The sequence below is a fragment of the Citrobacter sp. Marseille-Q6884 genome (assembly GCF_945906775.1).
Lineage (GTDB): Bacteria > Pseudomonadota > Gammaproteobacteria > Enterobacterales > Enterobacteriaceae > Citrobacter.
Genome location: NZ_CAMDRE010000002.1, coordinates 952,156 through 972,557, shown reverse-complemented (window position 1 = coordinate 972,557; position 20,402 = coordinate 952,156). Strand labels below are relative to the sequence as shown.

General features: G+C 51.7%; 20 protein-coding genes. 12 read left to right on the top strand and 8 right to left on the bottom strand.

What is annotated here, in order from left to right; genetic code table 11:
• Positions 1 to 247 precede the first annotated feature (247 nt).
• Positions 248 to 1,780 carry a SpoVR family protein gene (locus tag N7268_RS19900; RefSeq protein ID WP_260864168.1) on the top strand — a complete coding sequence of 511 codons (1,533 nt, stop codon included), beginning with the start codon at positions 248 to 250 and terminating at the stop codon, positions 1,778 to 1,780.
• 32 nt (positions 1,781 to 1,812) lie between these two features.
• Here the strand turns inward: N7268_RS19900 and fadR are convergent, their stop codons facing one another.
• On the bottom strand, positions 1,813 to 2,532 hold the full coding sequence (fadR, locus tag N7268_RS19895; RefSeq protein ID WP_260864167.1) for a fatty acid metabolism transcriptional regulator FadR: 720 nt from the start codon (positions 2,530 to 2,532) through the stop codon (positions 1,813 to 1,815).
• Positions 2,533 to 2,767: 235 nt separating this feature from the next.
• On the opposite strand from fadR, the gene nhaB reads away from it, so the two are divergent.
• From nhaB to N7268_RS19880, 3 genes are all read left to right on the top strand, one after another.
• Positions 2,768 to 4,312, top strand: coding sequence for a Na(+)/H(+) antiporter NhaB (gene nhaB, locus N7268_RS19890; protein ID WP_260864166.1), 1,545 nt, complete (start codon positions 2,768 to 2,770; stop codon positions 4,310 to 4,312).
• A 141-nt stretch (positions 4,313 to 4,453) separates the two neighbouring features.
• Positions 4,454 to 4,984, top strand: coding sequence for a disulfide bond formation protein DsbB (gene dsbB, locus N7268_RS19885; RefSeq protein ID WP_198903953.1), 531 nt, complete (start codon positions 4,454 to 4,456; stop codon positions 4,982 to 4,984).
• Between the two features lie 111 nt (positions 4,985 to 5,095).
• Positions 5,096 to 5,443 (top strand): DUF1971 domain-containing protein, encoded by a 348-nt coding sequence (locus N7268_RS19880; protein ID WP_260864165.1) that lies wholly within the window; start codon positions 5,096 to 5,098, stop codon positions 5,441 to 5,443.
• A gap of 22 nt (positions 5,444 to 5,465) precedes the next feature.
• Here N7268_RS19880 and N7268_RS19875 read toward each other — a convergent pair whose 3' ends face one another.
• The 3 genes from N7268_RS19875 to N7268_RS19865 form a co-directional block, all read right to left on the bottom strand.
• Entirely contained in the window at positions 5,466 to 5,912 is a 447-nt protein-coding gene (locus N7268_RS19875; RefSeq protein ID WP_198903952.1) for a YcgN family cysteine cluster protein, read from the bottom strand.
• A 92-nt stretch (positions 5,913 to 6,004) separates the two neighbouring features.
• Positions 6,005 to 6,664, bottom strand: a complete 660-nt coding sequence (locus tag N7268_RS19870; protein ID WP_260864164.1) for a fumarylacetoacetate hydrolase family protein — start codon at positions 6,662 to 6,664, stop codon at positions 6,005 to 6,007.
• Between the two features lie 69 nt (positions 6,665 to 6,733).
• Positions 6,734 to 7,027, bottom strand: a complete 294-nt coding sequence (locus N7268_RS19865) for a YcgL domain-containing protein (RefSeq protein ID WP_198903950.1) — start codon at positions 7,025 to 7,027, stop codon at positions 6,734 to 6,736.
• 126 nt (positions 7,028 to 7,153) lie between these two features.
• Here N7268_RS19865 and minC point away from each other — a divergent pair, with 126 nt between their 5' ends.
• From minC to minE, 3 genes are read left to right on the top strand one after another with little or no spacing between them, the layout of a single operon-like run.
• The gene (gene minC, locus N7268_RS19860) at positions 7,154 to 7,861 is read left to right on the top strand and encodes a septum site-determining protein MinC (RefSeq protein WP_260864163.1); all 708 of its coding nucleotides are present in this window, start codon (positions 7,154 to 7,156) and stop codon (positions 7,859 to 7,861) included.
• Between the two features lie 23 nt (positions 7,862 to 7,884).
• On the top strand, positions 7,885 to 8,697 hold the full coding sequence (gene minD, locus N7268_RS19855) for a septum site-determining protein MinD (protein ID WP_005122235.1): 813 nt from the start codon (positions 7,885 to 7,887) through the stop codon (positions 8,695 to 8,697).
• Between the two features lie 3 nt (positions 8,698 to 8,700).
• Positions 8,701 to 8,967, top strand: a complete 267-nt coding sequence (gene minE / locus N7268_RS19850) for a cell division topological specificity factor MinE (protein ID WP_003833739.1) — start codon at positions 8,701 to 8,703, stop codon at positions 8,965 to 8,967.
• A gap of 66 nt (positions 8,968 to 9,033) precedes the next feature.
• Here the strand turns inward: minE and N7268_RS19845 are convergent, their stop codons facing one another.
• Entirely contained in the window at positions 9,034 to 9,951 is a 918-nt protein-coding gene (locus N7268_RS19845; protein ID WP_198903948.1) for a LysR family transcriptional regulator, read from the bottom strand.
• A 103-nt stretch (positions 9,952 to 10,054) separates the two neighbouring features.
• Between N7268_RS19845 and N7268_RS19840 the strand changes: the two genes are divergently transcribed.
• The 5 genes from N7268_RS19840 (at position 10,055) to N7268_RS19820 (ending at position 16,662) form a co-directional block, all read left to right on the top strand.
• The gene (locus tag N7268_RS19840; RefSeq protein WP_198903947.1) at positions 10,055 to 11,137 is read left to right on the top strand and encodes a tartrate dehydrogenase; all 1,083 of its coding nucleotides are present in this window, start codon (positions 10,055 to 10,057) and stop codon (positions 11,135 to 11,137) included.
• Positions 11,138 to 11,395: 258 nt separating this feature from the next.
• Positions 11,396 to 12,997: a BCCT family transporter gene (locus tag N7268_RS19835; RefSeq protein ID WP_260864162.1), complete on the top strand. Its 1,602-nt coding sequence runs from the start codon at positions 11,396 to 11,398 to the stop codon at positions 12,995 to 12,997.
• Between the two features lie 47 nt (positions 12,998 to 13,044).
• Positions 13,045 to 14,169, top strand: a complete 1,125-nt coding sequence (gene yeaW / locus N7268_RS19830; protein WP_260864161.1) for a carnitine monooxygenase, oxygenase subunit YeaW — start codon at positions 13,045 to 13,047, stop codon at positions 14,167 to 14,169.
• An 18-nt stretch (positions 14,170 to 14,187) separates the two neighbouring features.
• Positions 14,188 to 15,636 (top strand): NAD-dependent succinate-semialdehyde dehydrogenase, encoded by a 1,449-nt coding sequence (locus N7268_RS19825; RefSeq protein ID WP_260864160.1) that lies wholly within the window; start codon positions 14,188 to 14,190, stop codon positions 15,634 to 15,636.
• A 60-nt stretch (positions 15,637 to 15,696) separates the two neighbouring features.
• Positions 15,697 to 16,662, top strand: a complete 966-nt coding sequence (locus tag N7268_RS19820) for a PDR/VanB family oxidoreductase (RefSeq protein ID WP_260864159.1) — start codon at positions 15,697 to 15,699, stop codon at positions 16,660 to 16,662.
• A gap of 37 nt (positions 16,663 to 16,699) precedes the next feature.
• Here the strand turns inward: N7268_RS19820 and rnd are convergent, their stop codons facing one another.
• The 3 genes from rnd to N7268_RS19805 form a co-directional block, all read right to left on the bottom strand.
• On the bottom strand, positions 16,700 to 17,815 hold the full coding sequence (rnd, locus tag N7268_RS19815) for a ribonuclease D (RefSeq protein WP_260864701.1): 1,116 nt from the start codon (positions 17,813 to 17,815) through the stop codon (positions 16,700 to 16,702).
• Between the two features lie 84 nt (positions 17,816 to 17,899).
• On the bottom strand, positions 17,900 to 19,585 hold the full coding sequence (gene fadD / locus N7268_RS19810; protein ID WP_260864158.1) for a long-chain-fatty-acid--CoA ligase FadD: 1,686 nt from the start codon (positions 19,583 to 19,585) through the stop codon (positions 17,900 to 17,902).
• Between the two features lie 204 nt (positions 19,586 to 19,789).
• The gene (locus tag N7268_RS19805) at positions 19,790 to 20,374 is read right to left on the bottom strand and encodes a Slp family lipoprotein (RefSeq protein ID WP_198903941.1); all 585 of its coding nucleotides are present in this window, start codon (positions 20,372 to 20,374) and stop codon (positions 19,790 to 19,792) included.
• Between the last annotated feature and the right edge of the window lie 28 nt (positions 20,375 to 20,402).

The following is a 20,402-nucleotide window of genomic DNA, read 5'->3' as shown; positions in this document are numbered from 1 at the left end:
ATGGCTTTTTTATGGTGATGTATCTCACACATAGCGGGGGTTGTAGGGAACTCTCTGGTTTGGTATCTCCTGCTACCCGTTATTTTTATCCAGCATAAAATTTTGTGGTTATGCTCTTTTTCGACTCCTCGCTAACGAGATATCGCAAAGAAAAATTTTCTGCCTGAGCACGCTTTTTAACACTGTGTTCTATGCTTGAAATGAGGTACTCCAGACAGAGAGTGCCGCCAACAATGAGGGTGCGCGAATGGCTACGATTGATTCCATGAACAAGGACACCACACGTTTGAGCGATGGACCCGACTGGACGTTTGATCTGCTGGATGTCTATCTGGCAGAAATAGACCGCGTGGCGAAACTCTATAAGCTGGATACCTACCCGCATCAAATCGAGGTGATCACCTCCGAGCAGATGATGGACGCCTACTCCAGCGTCGGGATGCCCATCAACTATCCTCACTGGTCGTTTGGCAAAAAGTTTATTGAAACCGAACGCTTGTATAAGCATGGTCAGCAAGGACTGGCCTATGAAATCGTCATCAATTCCAATCCATGTATCGCTTACCTGATGGAAGAGAACACCATCACCATGCAAGCACTGGTGATGGCGCATGCCTGCTACGGGCATAACTCCTTCTTCAAAAATAACTACCTTTTCCGTAGCTGGACGGATGCCAGTTCCATTGTCGATTATCTGATCTTCGCGCGAAACTATATTACCCAGTGCGAAGAGCGTTACGGCGTGGATGAAGTCGAAAAACTGCTCGACTCCTGCCATGCGCTGATGAATTACGGCGTTGACCGCTATAAACGCCCGCAAAAAATATCGTTGCAGGAAGAGAAAGCGCGGCAGAAAAGCCGCGAGGAGTATCTGCAAAGTCAGGTGAATATGTTGTGGCGCACGCTGCCGAAGAAAGAGGAAGAAAAGACCGTTTCCGAAGCGCGGCGTTATCCTTCCGAGCCACAGGAAAACCTGCTTTATTTCATGGAGAAAAACGCCCCTCTGCTGGAATCCTGGCAACGTGAGGTCCTGCGTATCGTGCGCAAAGTAAGCCAGTATTTTTATCCGCAGAAACAGACGCAGGTCATGAACGAAGGCTGGGCAACCTTCTGGCATTACACCATCCTCAACCACCTTTATGATGAAGGCAAAGTCACCGAGCGCTTTATGCTGGAGTTTCTGCATAGCCATACCAATGTGGTATTCCAGCCGCCTTACAACAGCCCGTGGTACAGCGGTATTAACCCTTATGCGCTTGGCTTTGCGATGTTCCAGGACATCAAACGTATTTGTCAGTCCCCCACCGAGGAGGACAAATACTGGTTCCCGGACATTGCGGGTTCGGACTGGCTGGAGACGCTGCATTTCGCGATGCGCGATTTTAAAGACGAGAGCTTTATCAGCCAGTTCCTGTCCCCCAAAGTGATGCGTGATTTCCGCTTGTTTACGGTGCTGGATGATGACCGACATAACTATCTGGAGATTTCCGCGATTCACAACGAGGAGGGATACCGCGAGATCCGCAACCGGCTGTCGTCGCAATATAATCTGAGCAACCTGGAGCCGAATATTCAGATCTGGAATGTGGATCTGCGTGGCGATCGTTCCCTCACCTTACGCTATATTCCGCACAACCGTGCTCCACTGGATAAGGGACGCAAAGAGGTACTGAAACATGTTCATCGGCTGTGGGGATTTGATGTGTTGCTGGAGCAACAGAATGAGGATGGCAGCGTTGAACTGCTGGAGCGTTGCCCCGCGAGAATGAACGGTCTGTAAAAAAACAAAACCCCTCGGATGAGGGGTTTTTCTTAGCGGCTCTGAATGGCTAAATCGCCCGGCAGATTCTTCTGCATACGATGCCAAATCTCACCACTCTCGTGACCGTAGCTGCGCACCGTTTCATACACCTGATCATGAGCACCTTGCTCGCAGAGTAATGACAGCTTGCGGTAGAAGCTCAGTGCCAGACTACGGGCTTCCGGGTTGGCGAAGTAATGGCGGCCAATACGTGTATACAGCCCTTTCATACCATTGAGGATCAGACCGTAAATTGGGTTGCCCGACGCAAATGCCAGACCACGGAAAATGTTGTAGTCCAGATCAGCGAAGGCATCAGCATGGTCCGCCACTTCATTTGCCGTTGCCAGAACGTCTTGTGCTTTATCCGGGTGCTGGCGGAATGCGGTGCGAATAAAAATCGTCGAGATATTCGTACGTACCGACAGCAGGTTATCGATCAGTTGCGGGACGCTTTCATGATCAAGACGCGCCAGCGTTTCGAGAATATTCAGCCCGGACGTTTCCCAGAAATTATTCACCTTCGTCGGTTTGCCGTGTTGAATGGTCAACCAACCATCTCGCGCCAGGCGCTGTAATACTTCGCGTAACGTGGTACGAGTAACGCCGATGAGTTCGGAGAGTTCACGTTCAGCGGGCAAAATAGTGCCAGGCGGGAAGCGGTTATTCCAGATACTTTCAATGATGTACTCTTCCGCGAACCCCGCCGGGCTTTGCGCCTTAATGACCATAGTGATAATTCCATTACACAGCAAAACATAGTTACAGTTATCATACCAGACGGGTTACCTGGCTGATAGCTGACACAATGAAGAAAAAGTGGATCAAGGCTTCATTTCCGGACAACACCAACGCCCCGTCAGCACGACAGTCACGTGAAGAGCTTGCCTGCATTCATTCGTCCCGTTAAGCTTTGCCGTCAAACATAAAAACACGATTTCATTTTTAAAGGTAAGGGAAATTGCCATGGAGCTCTCCTGGGGTCGCGCAATGTGGCGCAATTTTTTAGGCCAGTCACCGGACTGGTATAAACTCGCGTTACTCGTCTTTTTAGTCGTTAACCCACTGATATTTTTCATCAACCCATTCGTCGCAGGCTGGTTGCTGGTTGCTGAATTCATTTTCACGCTGGCCATGGCGCTTAAATGCTATCCACTCTTGCCCGGCGGATTATTGGCTATTGAAGCGGTTATCATCGGCATGACCAGCGCGACGCATGTGCGTGAAGAGATTGCCGCTAACCTTGAGGTGCTATTACTGCTGATGTTCATGGTCGCGGGCATCTATTTTATGAAGCAGCTGCTGCTGTTCATCTTTACCCGACTGCTGCTCAGCATTCGCTCCAAGATGCTGCTATCGCTGGCCTTCTGTGTTGCAGCGGCGTTCTTATCCGCGTTCCTTGATGCCTTGACCGTAGTGGCCGTGGTGATAAGCGTCGCGGTAGGCTTTTACGGCATTTATCATCGCGTCGCCTCTTCCCGTGGGGAAGACAATAATATGCTCGATGACAGCCATATCGATCAGCACAATAAAGCCGTGCTGGAGCAGTTCCGTGGGTTTCTGCGCAGTCTGATGATGCATGCGGGAGTGGGAACAGCGTTAGGTGGCGTGATGACGATGGTTGGCGAACCGCAAAACCTGATCATCGCCAAAGCGGCGGGCTGGCATTTCGGTGACTTCTTCCTGCGTATGTCGCCGGTCACCGTCCCGGTGCTGATTTGCGGGCTGTTAACCTGTGTGCTGGTCGAGAAATTACGCTGGTTTGGCTATGGCGAAACGCTGCCAGAGAAGGTGCGGGAAGTCCTGCAACAGTTTGACGATCAGAGTCGCCAACAGCGTACCCGCCAGGATAAAATCAAACTGATTATTCAGGCGATTATCGGCGTATGGCTGGTCATTGCCCTCGCCCTGCACCTGGCAGAGGTTGGCTTGATTGGCCTGTCGGTGATTATCCTGGCAACGTCGTTGACCGGTGTCACCGATGAACATGCCATTGGCAAAGCGTTCACCGAATCACTGCCATTCACCGCGCTGCTTACCGTATTTTTCTCAATTGTCGCCGTGATCATTGATCAGCAGCTTTTTGCGCCCATTATTCAGTTTGTTTTACAGTCCTCTGAACATGCGCAACTGACGCTTTTCTATCTCTTCAATGGTCTGCTTTCTTCTATTTCTGATAACGTCTTTGTGGGGACGATTTATATCAATGAAGCAAAAGCGGCAATGGAAAGCGGGACAATCAGCCTGAATCAGTATGAGCTGTTAGCGGTGGCGATCAATACCGGAACCAACCTGCCTTCCGTGGCGACACCGAATGGCCAGGCGGCATTCCTGTTCCTGCTCACCTCTGCGCTGGCGCCATTGATTCGCCTCTCTTATGGCCGCATGGTGTGGATGGCGCTGCCTTATACGCTCGTTCTGACACTAGTAGGCCTTCTTTGCGTGGAGTTCACGCTGGTCCCTGTCACACAGTGGATGACCCAGATAGGCTGGTTAGCTACACTCTCATAACAATTCACCGGGCAAATCACTGCCCGGTTTGACTTTTTGCATGATAATTATCCAATTACACAATATTTCAATTGTCACTAGTGGCGCATAAAGTGAATTGGTTTAAACTGCGCTCTCTACGCATGTTGCAGGGAAATGATTATGTTGCGATTTTTAAACCAGTGCTCCCGCGGTCGTGGAGCATGGTTATTGTTGGCGTTAACCGCCCTGGCGCTGGAACTCGTTGCGTTGTGGTTCCAGCATGTCATGCTGCTTAAACCTTGCGTGTTGTGTATTTACGAACGTAGCGCATTATTCGGCGTGATGGGTGCAGGCCTCGTAGGTGCCATTGCGCCAAAAACCCCCCTGCGCTATGTCGCGATGGTTATCTGGATTTACAGTGCCTGGCGCGGTCTGCAGTTAGCGTATGAGCACACGATGATTCAACTTCATCCCTCACCGTTCATGACTTGTGATTTTGCCGCGCGCTTCCCAGGCTGGTTACCGCTGGATAAATGGCTACCGCAGGTGTTTGTCGCATCCGGTGATTGTGCAGAGCGTCAGTGGTCTTTTTTAACCCTGGAAATGCCGCAATGGCTGTTAGGGATTTTTGCCGCTTACCTTGTTGTCGCAGTGCTGGTCGTACTGGCACAGCCGTTTAAACCGAAAAAACGTGACCTCTTCGGTCGCTAACAGAACGCTCCTTCGGGGGCGTTTTTTTTCGCCATGATGTCGTTGCGTGTTGGCATCTATAAGATGTATATTAAATACATCTTATAGATGCCAACACCAAGGAGATGTCTTATGTCCCACTTACGCATCCCGGCAAACTGGAAAATCAAACGCTCCACCCCCTTCTTTACCAAAGACAATGTCCCGGCCGCGCTCCTTTCTCATCACAACACAGCAGCAGGCGTCTTTGGACAACTCTGCGTGATGGAAGGAACGGTAACCTATTTCGGCTTTGCCAATGAAGGCGCGAAAGAGCCTGAGGTGAAAGTGGTCATTAATGCCGGTCAGTTCGCGACCAGCCCACCACAGTACTGGCATCGTGTTGAATTAAGCGATGACGCGCAATTCAACATTAATTTCTGGGTTGAAGATGACAACCACTCAGATGAGATGTATCAGGCGAAAAAGTCGTCATCCTGAGTACCTTTATTGAATGGGCGGTTCAGTCCGCCCATGAAGGTTTGTTCAGGATATGGTCCTGCCAGTCGTGCACTTCGGATTCTTTTACCGCAATATGGCGCACCGAAATACGTTCACCGTGCATCGCCGCTTTAGACCCCGTGAGCAACGGGTGCCAGTCAGGTAATCCCTTTCCTTCCGCTAATAGACGGTAAGCGCAGGTCATCGGCAACCATTCAAAGGTTGGGAGATTGTCGCGCGTCAGCTTGATGCAATCAGGTTCATACTCGAACCGACGCTCGTAGTTACGGCACTGACAGGTTTTAATGTTCAGTTGGCGGCACGCGACGTTAGTAAAGTAGATTTCGTCCGTGTCTTCATCCATCAGCTTATGCAGGCAGCATTGTCCACATCCGTCGCATAATGACTCCCACTCGGCATCGGTCATTTCATCCAGGGTTTTACTTTGCCAGAAAGGTGTGTCGCTCATCAGGGTATCCGCCATTGCAATAAAGTTGCACCTTATAACCACTCTGGCACGCTGATGCAAGTTTTGCCGCCCGAAAAGGCGGCAAGAGGAGATTACAGTACGCGGGTCGTAAGGGTTTGACCATGGAAACTGATGGCCAACTCGTCGCCGCTGTGCAACGGTCCAACGCCTTCTGGCGTACCGGTCAACACAACATCCCCCGCTTTAAGCGTAAAGAACCGGCTCATGTAAGCAATTAACGGAACGATATGATGAATCATATCCGCCGTTGAGCCATGCTGGCGAGTTTCACCGTTTACCGTCAGACCAAGCTGGGTATTCTGCGGATCGCCATTAAACTCCGCGACAGGAATGAAGCCTGACAGCGGACAGGAGTTATCAAATCCCTTCGCTTTCTCCCAGGGCTGACCCGCCTTCTTCATTTTACCCTGAATATCACGCAGGGTCAGATCCAGCGCGACGCCATATCCCGCTATCGCTTTACGTACATGTTCTTCTGTCGCCTGACGCAAGGTCGCGCCAATCAGCACCGCCAGCTCAACTTCGTGGTGAACCGACCCCATATCCGCCGGAATAACCAGCGGCTGACGCAGGTCGCACAGTGCCGTTTCAGGTTTGATAAACAGCACCGGTTCTTCCGGCGTCACGCTGCCCATCTCTTTAATATGGTTAGCGTAATTGCTGCCTACACAAACCACCTTACTCACCGGGTAATCCAGCAGAGCACCATGCCAGTTGTGATGTTGATACATGATTTTCCCCTAACGTCGTGATTGATTTCAGGAACTGCATCGACGGGACAGACGACGGCCGAACACAGTTTAAGATTTAGCGTCTGGTGTATTTTGTTTCGCCACAGACAGATGCTGTTTGAGTAAATTTTCGGGTGGTGGCGGTAATTGTAAATAATAGCCCTGTTCAGTGAGCGCCTGTTTTACTTTTTCAAGATCGGCGTTCACCAGTTTTTTTCGCCCATCAAGCGGTAAAATCATTGCCAGCGTCGGTTGACCAAAACCTTTCATCAGTTCTTCAGGAACACGAGAGAAATCGTCTTTTTTTTCGACATATAAATAGGTCTGGTCACGTTTGCTGCTTCGGTAGATCACACAAAACATATCTTTTACTCTGAATTAACGGAATGGTGGCTTGCCTCAATATAATACTGACTATAACATGCCTTATAGTCTTCGGAATATCGCCCCGCGCTGGGGATGATAAATAGCAAATTGAGTAAGGCCAGGATGTCAAACACGCCCATCGAGCTTAAAGGCAGTAGCTTCACCTTATCAGTGGTTCACTTACATCAAGCAGAACCCGAGGTTATTCGTCAGGCGTTGGAAGACAAAATCGCGCAGGCACCTGCTTTTTTAAAACATGCTCCCGTGGTAATCAATGTCAGTGGCCTTGAAAGCCCGGTAAACTGGTCGGCGTTGCAGAAAGTTGTCACGTCTACTGGTCTGCGCATTATCGGCGTGAGTGGATGTAAAGACGCCAGACTTAAGGCAGAAATTGATGGTATGGGTCTTCCTTTACTGACTGAAGGTAAAGAAAAAGCCATGCGTTCAGCACCTGTTGAGGCTCCTGCCCCCGTTGCACCACCGCAAAACGTTACTCCCATCACAAAAACACGATTAATAAATGTGCCGGTTCGTTCCGGTCAGCGTATTTATGCACCACAATGTGATCTGATTGTTACAAGTCACGTCAGTGCAGGTGCAGAGCTTATCGCTGATGGCAATATTCACGTTTATGGCATGATGAGAGGCCGTGCACTGGCAGGCGCCAACGGCGATCGGGAAGCGCAAATTTTTTGTACCCATCTGACGGCAGAACTGGTGTCTATCGCAGGTGTTTATTGGCTGAGTGATAAAATCCCAGCAGAATTTTATGGCAAAGCGGCACGTCTGCAATTAGCAGAGAACGCTTTGACAGTTCAACCGTTGAATTGATCCCTTTTTAACAAGGAATTTCTATGGCACGCATTATTGTTGTTACTTCGGGTAAAGGGGGCGTTGGCAAAACCACCTCCAGCGCGGCCATCGCTACAGGTTTGGCCCAGAAGGGAAAGAAAACTGTCGTTATTGATTTTGATATCGGCCTGCGTAACCTTGATTTGATTATGGGTTGTGAACGCCGCGTCGTTTACGACTTCGTCAACGTTATTCAGGGCGATGCGTCGTTAAATCAGGCGTTAATCAAAGATAAGCGGACTGAAAATCTCTTTATTCTTCCGGCCTCACAGACTCGCGATAAAGACGCGTTAACGCGTGAAGGCGTCGCAAAAGTTCTGGATGACCTGAAAGCAATGGACTTTGACTTCATCGTCTGCGACTCCCCGGCAGGTATTGAAACCGGCGCATTGATGGCACTCTATTTTGCCGATGAAGCGATCATCACCACCAACCCGGAAGTCTCCTCAGTACGTGACTCTGACCGTATTCTGGGTATTCTGGCGTCGAAATCTCGTCGCGCCGAAAACGGTGAAGATCCGATTAAAGAGCATCTGCTACTCACGCGCTACAACCCGGGTCGGGTCAATAAAGGCGACATGCTCAGCATGGAAGACGTATTGGAAATTCTGCGAATCAAGCTGGTCGGCGTGATTCCTGAAGATCAGTCAGTCCTGCGCGCATCTAACCAGGGTGAGCCGGTTATTCTCGACATCAATGCTGATGCCGGTAAAGCCTATGCGGATACCGTAGACCGTCTGTTGGGAGAAGAACGTCCTTTCCGCTTCATAGAAGAAGAGAAGAAAGGTTTCCTCAAACGCCTGTTCGGAGGATAAGTTATGGCATTACTGGATTTTTTTCTCTCGCGGAAAAAGAGCACAGCGAACATCGCTAAAGAGCGACTGCAGATTATTGTAGCGGAACGTCGTCGTAGTGACGCAGAACCGCATTATTTACCGCAGTTGAGGAAGGATATTCTCGACGTTATCTGCAAGTATGTACAAATTGATCCCGAAATGGTCACCGTACAGCTTGAACAAAAAGACGGCGATATTTCTATCCTCGAACTTAACGTGACATTACCTGAAGCAGAAGAGTCAAAATAACCTCTTTTGTAATAGCATCAGGATCGCAAAAAGGGCAGAGTATTCTGCCTTTTTTATTTTTCACGTTTATTCCAAAGTAAACTTTGGATAGTTCTCCGCAAAATAGCGGCGTAAAAACTCAACCGTAATACGTATTTTTGCCGACGTCGCCAGGCGGGAAACATAAACCGCCCAGACATTTGCAGGCTGATAATACTCCGGTAATACCTGAACCAAATGTCCGCTGGCAATGTTGTCACAGACATCCCACCAGGAACGCAGCGCAATGCCCTGCCCATCCAGGCACCACTGATGAACAATCTCACCGTGATTAGAGGATAATGGCCCCGTCACTTTGATTGAGTGTTCACCTTCTTTATTGTGCATATGCCAGACGCCAAAGGGATGATCGCGCTCTTTAATCACCAGACAGGGCAACGTTGCCAACTCATTAAGCTGCTTTGGCATCCCATGCTGCGCCACGAATGCCGGTGAAGCGCACAGGATGCGATAGTTCGTTGCCAGCTTGCGTGCAATCAAATTGGGGGCGATATCATCGCCAATGCGGATATCCAGATCGACCCCTTCATTCACCAGATCCACCAGACGATCCTCAACATCGAAGCGGAGTTCCAGTTGCGGATACTGTTTTGCCAGCGCAGACAACGCAGGCGCGACAACGCGACGGCCAAAGCCAAAGCTGCTGATAATGCGTAACATTCCCTGAGGGATTTGCCGCACATCGGACAGCTCATCCATCATCTGATCCACATCCTGCAGGATCCGCTGCGCCCATTCATAGATCCGCTCCCCTTCTTCGGTGATGGTCACGCGCCGTGTGGTGCGATGTAGCAGCACAACATTCAGCGTCTGCTCCAGCAGCGCAACGCGCTTGCTGATAAATGCCGGGGAGACGCCCAACTCTTCCGCGACGGCGGCAAATCCGGCACGACGGGCAACCAGCATAAAAACGCGTAAGTCATTCAGCAGCGGCAGATTGTTCATGATCTGTGTTTTATGTTTCACCAGTTAGGGGCATTAACTATTAATCAGTCAATTATAGGATAAGGGGAAAGTCAATTTTGATGGCGTACAAGTGAGAGCTGCTATGAAGAAAACCTGTCGTATTGCCGCTATTCCTGGAGATGGCATTGGTAAAGAAGTTCTGCCTGAAGGTATTCATGTGCTTCAGGCCGCCGCCGAGCGCTGGGATTTGTCGCTCAGCTTTGAGCAAATGGAGTGGGCCAGTTGTGAGTACTACACACATCACGGCAAGATGATGCCGGATGACTGGCATGAGCAGCTAAAATCATTCGATGCCATCTATTTTGGCGCCGTCGGTTGGCCGGATACTGTGCCGGACCACATCTCATTGTGGGGCTCATTACTCAAATTTCGCCGTGAATTTGATCAGTACGTCAACCTGCGTCCGGTTCGCCTGTTCCCTGGCGTCCCCTGCCCGTTGGCGGGTAAAAAACCCGGCGACATTGATTTCTACGTCGTTCGTGAGAACACCGAAGGGGAATACTCGTCACTGGGTGGGCGCGTGGGCGAAGGTACCGAGCATGAGGTGGTCATTCAGGAGTCCGTCTTCACCCGTCGCGGGGTTGATCGCATTTTACGTTACGCCTTCGAACTGGCGCAGAGCCGTCCGCGTAAGACACTGACCTCAGCCACCAAATCAAACGGTCTTGCCATCAGCATGCCCTACTGGGATGAACGCGTTGAAGCGATGGCCGCCCACTATCCCGAGATTCGCTGGGATAAACAACACATCGATATTCTGTGCGCCCGTTTTGTCATGCAGCCGGAACGCTTCGACGTGGTGGTCGCCTCTAACCTGTTTGGCGATATTCTTTCCGATTTAGGCCCAGCCTGCACGGGAACAATCGGTATTGCGCCTTCTGCCAACCTGAACCCGGAACGTACCTTCCCGTCGCTGTTTGAACCCGTACACGGCTCAGCACCTGATATCTACGGCAAAAATATCGCTAACCCGATTGCCACCATCTGGGCGGGCGCCATGATGCTGGATTTCCTCGGCAATGGGGATGCGAATTATCAGGCTGCCCACGATGGCATTCTGGCAGCGATTGAACAGGTTATTGCCAGTGGTCCGAAAACACCGGATATGAAAGGCAGTGCCACTACACAGCAGGTTGCCGAGGCCATCTGTCAGGCGCTTCGTTAAAGGTCAAACCACTTAATTTGAGCCGCGTCACTGACGCGGCTTTTTTATGCGTTCCATTACCGAAATAACCTGCGCCAATTCACCTTTTATTATTTCCGTTCCGTGTTTTATTGCTTCACGCATCCGGCAATTGTTTAATTCATGTAAAGAACAAATAATTAAATTGTTAAATATCGAAGCAACACATTCTGCCCCTACAGCATGATAACAACGACAGGCTAATGCCAAACGCGGGCAATTATGCCCAGGAGATCATCCATGTTGAGCAACGTAAAGAAAAAAGATGTGCCACTGATAGCCATCAGCCTGGTGGCTATCCTTTTTATCGCCGCCACACTGAGTCTCTTTCCTCAGCAATCTGCACAAGCGGCAAACACCATTTTTAACGGCGTCACCCGCATGCTGGGTTCAGCCGTTCAGATACTGGTACTGATGGCCATGGGACTGGTCATTTATCTGGCTACCAGTAAATACGGCAATATTCGTCTGGGAGAAGGGAAAGCGGAATACAGTACGCTTTCCTGGCTGTTTATGTTTATTTGCGCCGGTCTGGGCTCCTCCACACTCTATTGGGGTGTCGCTGAGTGGGCCTATTACTACCAGACGCCAGGCCTGAATATCGCCCCTCACTCACAAAAAGCACTGGAATTCAGTCTGCCCTACTCCTTTTTCCATTGGGGGATCAGCGCATGGGCAACCTATACCCTGGCTTCATTAACCATGGCTTACCACTTTCATGTGCGTAAAAACAAAGGGCTGAGCCTGTCCGGTATTATCGCCGCAATTACCGGCGTCCATCCGCAGGGAGTCTGGGGACGGCTGGTCGATCTGATGTTCCTGATAGCCACCGTCGGCGCACTCACCATCTCCCTGGTGGTCACTGCGGCCACGTTTACCCGCGGATTATCGGCACTCACGGGTCTGCCGGATAATTTCACGGTGCAGGCATTCGTGATCCTGTTCTCAGGCGGCATCTTCTGCCTCAGTTCCTGGATTGGTATCAACAACGGTTTGCAACGTCTGAGCAAAATGGTGGGCTGGGGCGCATTTTTACTGCCGCTGCTGGTACTGATCGTCGGTCCAACCGAGTTCATCACCAACAACATCATTAATGCCATTGGCCTGACCACACAAAACTTCCTGCAAATGAGTCTGTTCACCGACCCGCTCGGTAACGGCGAATTTACCCGTAACTGGACTGTATTCTACTGGTTGTGGTGGATCTCCTATACCCCGGGCGTGGCAATGTTTGTTACTCGCGTGTCCCGTGGGCGCAAAATTAAAGAAGTGATCTGGGCGTTGATCCTCGGCAGTACCGTAGGGTGCTGGTTCTTCTTCGGTGTGATGGAAAGCTATTCTATTCACCAGTTTGTGAACGGCGTGGTGGATGTTCCACAGATTATGGCAACCCTCGGCGGTGAAACCGCTGTGCAACAGGTGCTGATGTCGCTGCCTGCCGGGAAGCTGTTCCTGGTGGCCTACCTGGCAATCATGATTATTTTCCTGGCCTCGCATATGGATGCCGTGGCTTACACCATGGCGGCGACCAGCACACGCAATCTACAGGAAGGGGAAGATCCCGAGCGCAGTTTACGTCTGTTCTGGTGCGTCGTCATTACCCTGATTCCTTTATCAATTCTGTTTACCGGTGCGTCGCTGGAAACCATGAAGACCACCGTCGTGCTGACCGCACTCCCCTTCCTCGCCATTTTGCTGGTGAAGGTCGGCGGTTTTCTCCGCTGGGTTAAACAGGATTATGCCCATATTCCTGCCCATCAGGTTGAAAGTCATCTTCCCGATACACCTGCCGACGTGCCCGTCACGCCACCGGCCGGGACACTACTCAAAGGCGGCCATTAAGCGCCTGTATAAAAACATCCTCTTACTCACAAATTAAAGGTAATCCAATGAGCAATCTGAGCCCTGAGTTTATTCTGCCCAATAATTTTTGTGCTAACCCGCAGGACGCCTGGACAATTCCGGCACGCTTTTACACCGACCAACAGGCGTTTGAGCACGAAAAAGAGCAGGTTTTTGCCAAAAGCTGGATTTGTGTTGCACACAGTAGCGAACTGACGAAGCCGAATGACTATGTCACCCGAGAAGTGATTGGCGAGAACATTGTGCTGGTCAGGGGACGCGATAACGTTCTGCGTGCCTTTTATAACGTCTGCCCGCATCGGGGACATCAGTTGCTGAGCGGCGAAGGGAAAGCGAAGAATGTGATTACCTGCCCTTACCACGCCTGGGCTTTTAAGCTCGATGGCAATCTGGCTCACGCCCGTAATTGCGAGAACGTCGCCAACTTCGACAGTGAGAAAGCCCATCTCACACCGGTACGCCTGGAAGAATATGCCGGTTTTGTCTTTATCAACATGGATCCGAACGCGGGCAGTGTTGAAGAGCAGCTCCCGGGGCTGGAAGCCAAAGTTGTTGAAGCCTGCCCCGATGTACACGATCTGAAACTGGCCGCTCGCTTTACGACCCGCACTCCGGCTAACTGGAAGAATATCGTGGATAACTATCTGGAGTGCTACCACTGCGGCCCGGCACACCCGGGTTTCTCCGATTCAGTACAGGTTGATCGCTACTGGCACACAATGCACGGAAACTGGACGCTGCAATACGGCTTTGCCAAACCTTCTGAGCAGTCATTTAAGTTTGAAGAAGGTGTTGATGCCGCCTTTCACGGTTTCTGGCTGTGGCCCTGCACCATGCTCAACGTCACGCCCATCAAAGGCATGATGACGGTTATCTATGAATTCCCGGTGGATGCCGAAACCACACTGCAAAACTATGACATCTACTTCACCAATGAAGAGCTGACCGAAGAGCAGAAAGAACTGATCGAATGGTATCGCAACGTCTTCCGCCCTGAAGATTTACGTCTGGTGGAAAGCGTACAAAAAGGTCTGAAATCACGCGGTTATCGCGGTCAGGGACGCATTATGGCGGACAGCAGCGGCAGCGGCATTTCCGAGCATGGCATCGCCCACTTCCATAATCTGGTCGCCCAGGTATTTCAGGATTAATACGCGAAGGAGTTCGTCATGACCGTTTTTCAGACTTCACTGTTTCGCCAGCAGGCGTTTATTGCCGGCAACTGGTGTGATGCCGATGATAATGGCGCGTTATCCGTCACCAATCCCGCGTCGGGTGCGGTACTGGGTAAAATCCCAAACATGGGGATGTCAGAAGCCCGGCGAGCCATTGATGCCGCATCGCAGGCGCTCCCCGCCTGGCGCGCAATGACCGCCGCACAGCGCTCAACGTTGCTCAAAACCTGGCATCATTTAATTCTCGACAATAAAACGGCGCTGGCGCAAATCATGACTGCCGAGCAGGGAAAACCGTTGGCAGAAGCGGAAGGCGAAATTGTCTACGCGGCGTCGTTTATTGAGTGGTTCGCCGAGCAGGCAAAACGCACTAACGGCGAGATCATTCCTTCACCTGCGGCGGACAAACGCCTGATGGTTATCCGCCAGGGTGTCGGTGTATGCGCCGCCATCACTCCCTGGAATTTCCCCGCCGCGATGATCACCCGCAAAGCCGGTCCCGCACTGGCGGCTGGCTGTACGATGGTGGTAAAACCCGCCAACGAGACACCGTTTACCGCTCTGGCGCTGGCTGAGCTTGCACGTCAGGCTGGCATACCGGCAGGTGTTATCAACGTTGTGACCGGGAAATCACGCGAAATTGGCGCGCAGTTCACCGAAGATGATCGTGTACGCAAACTCTCTTTTACCGGGTCAACCGAGGTTGGGCGTGTGCTGATGCGCCAGTGCTCTGACTCAATCAAAAAGGTCTCACTGGAGTTGGGCGGCAATGCGCCATTTATTGTGTTCGATGACGCCGATATCGATAAAGCCGTTGAAGGCGCGTTAGTGGCCAAATTCCGCAATGCCGGGCAAACCTGCGTCTGTGTGAACCGTTTTTATATTCACCAGGCCGTTTATGACACCTTTTGTGAGAAGTTTGTCGCCCGGGTCGCCGTACTGAAAGTGGGTGACGGCGGCGAGCCCGGCGTACAGACCGGACCGCTGATCAACGCCGCTGCCGTCGACAAAGTGCAGTCACTGCTGGATGACGCCCTGACGCGCGGCGCCACATTGTTAACCGGGGGGCAACGCCATCCGTTGGGGGGCAATTACTTCACCCCCACGGTAATCGGTAATGTGCAACCCGATACGCAGCTGTTACAAGAAGAGATCTTCGGACCGGTTGCCGCACTGGTGAAATTTGACGATGAACAGGATGTGATCCGTCAGGCAAATGACACGATTTACGGCCTGGCATCCTACTTCTACAGCAATGACGCAGCGCGTATCTGGCGTGTTTCTGAACAACTGGAATACGGCATGGTGGGGATCAATACCGGACTTATCTCGAATGAAGTTGCCCCGTTTGGCGGCGTTAAGCAATCGGGTCTGGGTCGGGAAGGATCTGAACACGGTATTGAAGATTACCTGGAGATGAAATACCTCTGCCAGGGGCTGTAACGACAGATTCCGGCGCGGAAAATGTCCCCGCGCCGGACAGATTTTTAAGGGAGTACCGCGATGTCTGAATATCAAATGCATGAAGTCCGGGTCAGTCAGATTGAAACCATCACCGCTCATGTAAAACGTTTCACTTTTACGGCCGCTACGGGTGCCCCGTTGCCTGCATTCAGTGGTGGCAGCCATATTATCGTGCAGATGCAGGATGGCGCAAACAGCTACAGTAATGCTTATTCGCTGATGAGTTCTCCACTGGACACAAACCATTATCAAATTGCCGTACGTCTGGAGGAAGATTCCAAAGGCGGTTCACGTTTCCTGCACCAGAGCGTCAAGCCCGGCGATACACTGACGATCTCCACACCAAACAATCTTTTTGCCCTCGCACCTCAGGCGCGCAAACATATCCTGATTGCAGGGGGGATTGGCATCACGCCCTTCTTATCTCAGATCCCTGAACTGGAACAATCACACGCTGACTGGCAACTGCATTACTGCTCTCCCAGTCAGAAAAACTGCGCGTTTTATGCTGAAATGACGCAACACGTCAGTGCCGATCGCATTCATCTGCATCTCTCGACCGAAGGAACCCGCCTCGATTTAGCGCGGCTGTTGGCCGATGTTGAGCCCGGTACGCATATCTATACCTGTGGTCCTGCCGCACTGAACGATGCTGTCAGAAATGAGGCCAGCCGCCATGGACTGGATAACGATACCTTGCACTTTGAACAATTTGCCGTCGAAGATAAGAGCGGCGAGGCATTTACGCTGGTGCTGGCTCGTTCAGGACGTGAATTTATCGTCCCGGAAGAGATGACCATTTTGCAGGTGATTGAAAATAACAAAGCGGCGAAAGTTGAATGTCTGTGCCGTGAAGGCGTATGTGGAACCTGCGAAACGACCATTCTTGAAGGGGAAGCCGATCACCGCGATCAATACTTCAGCGACGACGAAAAAGCCAGCCAGCAAAGTATGCTGATCTGCTGTTCGCGCGCCAAAGGCAAGCGTCTGGTGCTTGATTTGTAGAATTTATCAGGCCGGGTTGCCCGGCCTGACGGGAGACTTACTGCGGATATTCCAGCAGCAGCGCGTTGAGCCGCTCGGCCATCAGTTCACCACGCCAACCGGAAATCAGTTCTGGCAGGGACGCCTGCGGCTTTAATTTCCAGTGCCAGTTCAGCAACTGGTTAATCTGACGACGCGAAGCCAGTAGCTCAACGCTAAGATTGTGTTCCGCACTCACCTCTGCAACCAGTGCCTTAATGGCCTTGAATGCTTTGCGATACCCGGGCATATCCATCAGATTCAGCAGCGGTTCCGGCAGGGATTCTTCCGGTAGTGCCTGCGCCTTTTCCACCAGCGAAATCAGCGTTTTACCGTGAAAACGAATTTCACTGCCGGAAAGCCCCAGGCTGTCCAGTTCGCCCAGACTGCCAGGCATATAACGCGCAACCGACCACAGGTGCTCTTCACGAACCACAAAGTTGACCGCCAGATCGCGTTCACGCGCTTTACGCAGTCGCCAGTCGGCGAGCAATTGCAGGCAGGCAAGCTGACGAGTACGCAGTTGCCAGGCGTTGGTGATATCACGCCAGGCATCCTCAGGCGCCAGAACTTCCTGACGACGCTGCTGCATTAAACGACACTCGTCCAGCGCAGCAGACAGCCAGCCGGAGGCCTCCGTTTCCGCCATCAGCTTTGTGGTGATCGGTAATAAATACCAGACATCCGCCGCCGCATACTCACACTGACGTTCCGTTAATGGACGCGCCAACCAGTCTGTGCGGGATTCACTTTTATCCAGCGCCACGCCCGTATACTCTTCCACCATCGAGGCAAATCCCCATGACAGTGGACGCCCGCAAAACGCGGCCAGAATTTGAGTATCGATTAACGGCTGTGGGATCTCACCAAAGGTATTGAGGAACACTTCCAGATCTTCGCTTCCCGCATGCAGAAACTTGGTGATGGCCGTGTCCTGCAAAATGGCCTTCAGCGGCGACCAGTCGGTGATACCGAGCGGATCGATAAGCGCCAGGTGTTCGCCATCAAACAGCTGGATCAGTCCCAACTGCGGATAATAGGTGCGAGTACGGACGAACTCTGTGTCCAGGGCAATGGCCGGGAAGGCACGAACGGCTTCGCACAAGCTTGCCAGTGCATCGTCCGTGGTGATCATTTGGTAATTCAAATCATATTCTCTTCGGTTTGCGCCAAAAAAAACGCCGGATTAACCGGCGCTTTCTGATGACGGACTTAACGCTCAGCCTTTATTGTCCACTTTGGCACGCGCTTCGTCACGTAATTCTCGTCGCAAAATTTTGCCAACGTTAGATTTTGGCAACTCATCGCGAAATTCCACCAGCTTCGGCACTTTATACCCCGTCAGATGACGACGACAAAAGGTCACCAGCGCTTCCTCTGTTAACGAGGGATCTTTTTTCACAACAAAGATCTTCACCGCTTCACCGCTGCTGCCTGACGGTACACCAACCGCGGCCACTTCCTGCACGCCGGTATGTTGCATCACCACATCTTCAATTTCGTTCGGGTAGACGTTAAAACCTGAGACCAGGATCATGTCTTTTTTACGATCGACAATACGCAGGAAGCCTTCATCGTCCATCACCGCAATGTCTCCGGTGTGCAACCAGCCATCCTTAACAATTTCATCGGTCGCATCCGGTCGCTGCCAGTACCCCAGCATCACTTGCGGCCCCTTCACGCACAGCTCGCCCGGCTCTCCCGGCGGGACTTCGTTATCGTCATCATCCACCAGTTTAACCTCGGTGGAGGGAACCGGCAGGCCGATACTGCCGCTGTGATAGTCGATATCATGAGGGTTGACGCTCACCAGCGGCGCACATTCGGTCAGACCGTAACCTTCCAGCAGATACTGCCCGGTCAGCTTCACCCAACGTTCTGCCACCGCCTGCTGAACAGGCATACCACCGCCCGCCGAAAGATGCAGAGATGAAAAGTCCAGTTGCTGGAACTCTTTGTTATTCAGCAACGCGTTAAACAGCGTGTTGACGCCGGTCATCGCGGTAAACGGGTATTTTGCCAACTCTTTCACCAGACCCGGAATATCGCGTGGGTTGGTGATCAGCAAGTTCTGACCGCCCAGTTCAATAAACAGCAGGCAGTTCATCGTCAACGCGAAGATGTGATACAGCGGCAGCGCCGTCACCACCAGCTCTTTCCCAGGATGTAGCAGCGGACCGTATGTGGCATTTACCTGTTCAAGGTTAGCCAGCATATTGCGGTGCGTAAGCATAGCCCCTTTCGCCACACCGGTTGTTCCGCCGGTATATTGCAGAAAGGCCAGATCCTCTGATACCACTTCCGGCTTCACATACTGCATGCGATAGCCATGTTGCAATGCGCTACGGAAGGAGATGGCATCAGGCAGGTGATATTTCGGCACCAGACGCTTGATGTACTTCACGACAAAGTTCACCAGCGTGCCTTTGGCGGTAGAGAGTTGATCGCCCATTCGCGTCAGGATCACGTGTTGCACCGACGTCTTATCGACCACTTTCTCCAGCGTGTGGGCAAAGTTGGAAACGATCACGATCGCCGCTGCACCGCTGTCATTAAGCTGATGTTCCAGCTCTCGCGGCGTATACAGCGGGTTAACGTTCACGACTATCATTCCGGCACGCAGAATGCCAAACAACGCTACCGGATACTGCAGCAGGTTCGGCATCATCAACGCGACGCGATCGCCCTTTTTCAGCCCGAGACCTTGTTGCAAGTACGCCGCAAATGCCCGACTGCGTTCCTCCAGTTTGCGGAAGGTCATCACCTCCCCCATATTCACAAACGCAGGCTGATCGGCATAGCGTCTTACGGAGTGTTCAAAGAGTTCCACCAGGGATTGATAACGGTCAGGATTGATCTCCGCGGGCACACCCTCGGGATAACGGTTAAGCCAAACCTTTTTCAATACATCACCTCTAAAATGCGTATTTGTCGTCATCACAACCCCAGGCAATAAACAAACTGTTAACATAATATTAACTCAGCGTACCAGTTTGTTTATTACACAACGACAAGGTTGCGAAGCACGTCACTATTTATTTTTTTTATATCCACGTTAATGCAGAAACAGCGGACTGGCCGCTGTTTCTTTTACAGATAAAACAAAGAGTTACTCAGTTACTATTGTCTGAACCTGCGCGGGACCGGGATTGTACCATCCCCATCCGCCGTAGCCACCGTAAGGCCAGCCGCGCGCGCCGTAGAACCAGGGGTCGATAGGCTGAGGAGGCATGACAATCTGCTGAGTAATATGCCAGCGTTTATAACCGGTTACCTGCATCAGCATGAACTTATATGGCGTACTGCCGATTTTACCGTCCACGGTGCCGCTAATCGGCCCGACGACGGTGACCAGCTGCCCACGGAAATCAACCGGATCGAGGAAGCCGTTTACATCAGCATAAATTCTGCCGCGTGAGGCTTCACCCAGTACGGGTCGCGCCCCACTGTCGAGGGGGACAGTCGCAATCTCCAGGCGGGACTTCCCTTGCTGGTTCTGAATATCCACCACCTTGCCGCCAAAACGCGCTTCTTGTCCGACATACAATTGCGGCGCATTCATCACCCGGACCAGATCCTGCTGTGGCGTTGGGCTTGAACCTTTAATCGCATCCGGGATAGTGACGCAACCGCTCAGCATTAACGCCAGTGCGCCTGCCAGCACGCCCCTTATTACCTGTTTTTGAACCGCCATGTTGCGACTCCCTTTTCTCAGCGCCAGC

Excerpts from the sequence above, each read along its gene's own strand:
- N7268_RS19900 (WP_260864168.1), top strand. The coding sequence starts at position 248 with ATGGCTACGATTGATTCCATGAACAAGGACACCACACGTTTGAGCGAT.
- fadR (WP_260864167.1), bottom strand. The coding sequence starts at position 2,532 with ATGGTCATTAAGGCGCAAAGCCCGGCGGGGTTCGCGGAAGAGTACATC.
- nhaB (WP_260864166.1), top strand. The coding sequence starts at position 2,768 with ATGGAGCTCTCCTGGGGTCGCGCAATGTGGCGCAATTTTTTAGGCCAG.
- dsbB (WP_198903953.1), top strand. The coding sequence starts at position 4,454 with ATGTTGCGATTTTTAAACCAGTGCTCCCGCGGTCGTGGAGCATGGTTA.
- N7268_RS19880 (WP_260864165.1), top strand. The coding sequence starts at position 5,096 with ATGTCCCACTTACGCATCCCGGCAAACTGGAAAATCAAACGCTCCACC.
- N7268_RS19875 (WP_198903952.1), bottom strand. The coding sequence starts at position 5,912 with ATGAGCGACACACCTTTCTGGCAAAGTAAAACCCTGGATGAAATGACC.
- N7268_RS19870 (WP_260864164.1), bottom strand. The coding sequence starts at position 6,664 with ATGTATCAACATCACAACTGGCATGGTGCTCTGCTGGATTACCCGGTG.
- N7268_RS19865 (WP_198903950.1), bottom strand. The coding sequence starts at position 7,027 with ATGTTTTGTGTGATCTACCGAAGCAGCAAACGTGACCAGACCTATTTA.
- minC (WP_260864163.1), top strand. The coding sequence starts at position 7,154 with ATGTCAAACACGCCCATCGAGCTTAAAGGCAGTAGCTTCACCTTATCA.
- minD (WP_005122235.1), top strand. The coding sequence starts at position 7,885 with ATGGCACGCATTATTGTTGTTACTTCGGGTAAAGGGGGCGTTGGCAAA.
- minE (WP_003833739.1), top strand. The coding sequence starts at position 8,701 with ATGGCATTACTGGATTTTTTTCTCTCGCGGAAAAAGAGCACAGCGAAC.
- N7268_RS19845 (WP_198903948.1), bottom strand. The coding sequence starts at position 9,951 with ATGAACAATCTGCCGCTGCTGAATGACTTACGCGTTTTTATGCTGGTT.
- N7268_RS19840 (WP_198903947.1), top strand. The coding sequence starts at position 10,055 with ATGAAGAAAACCTGTCGTATTGCCGCTATTCCTGGAGATGGCATTGGT.
- N7268_RS19835 (WP_260864162.1), top strand. The coding sequence starts at position 11,396 with ATGTTGAGCAACGTAAAGAAAAAAGATGTGCCACTGATAGCCATCAGC.
- yeaW (WP_260864161.1), top strand. The coding sequence starts at position 13,045 with ATGAGCAATCTGAGCCCTGAGTTTATTCTGCCCAATAATTTTTGTGCT.
- N7268_RS19825 (WP_260864160.1), top strand. The coding sequence starts at position 14,188 with ATGACCGTTTTTCAGACTTCACTGTTTCGCCAGCAGGCGTTTATTGCC.
- N7268_RS19820 (WP_260864159.1), top strand. The coding sequence starts at position 15,697 with ATGTCTGAATATCAAATGCATGAAGTCCGGGTCAGTCAGATTGAAACC.
- rnd (WP_260864701.1), bottom strand. The coding sequence starts at position 17,815 with ATGATCACCACGGACGATGCACTGGCAAGCTTGTGCGAAGCCGTTCGT.
- N7268_RS19805 (WP_198903941.1), bottom strand. The coding sequence starts at position 20,374 with ATGGCGGTTCAAAAACAGGTAATAAGGGGCGTGCTGGCAGGCGCACTG.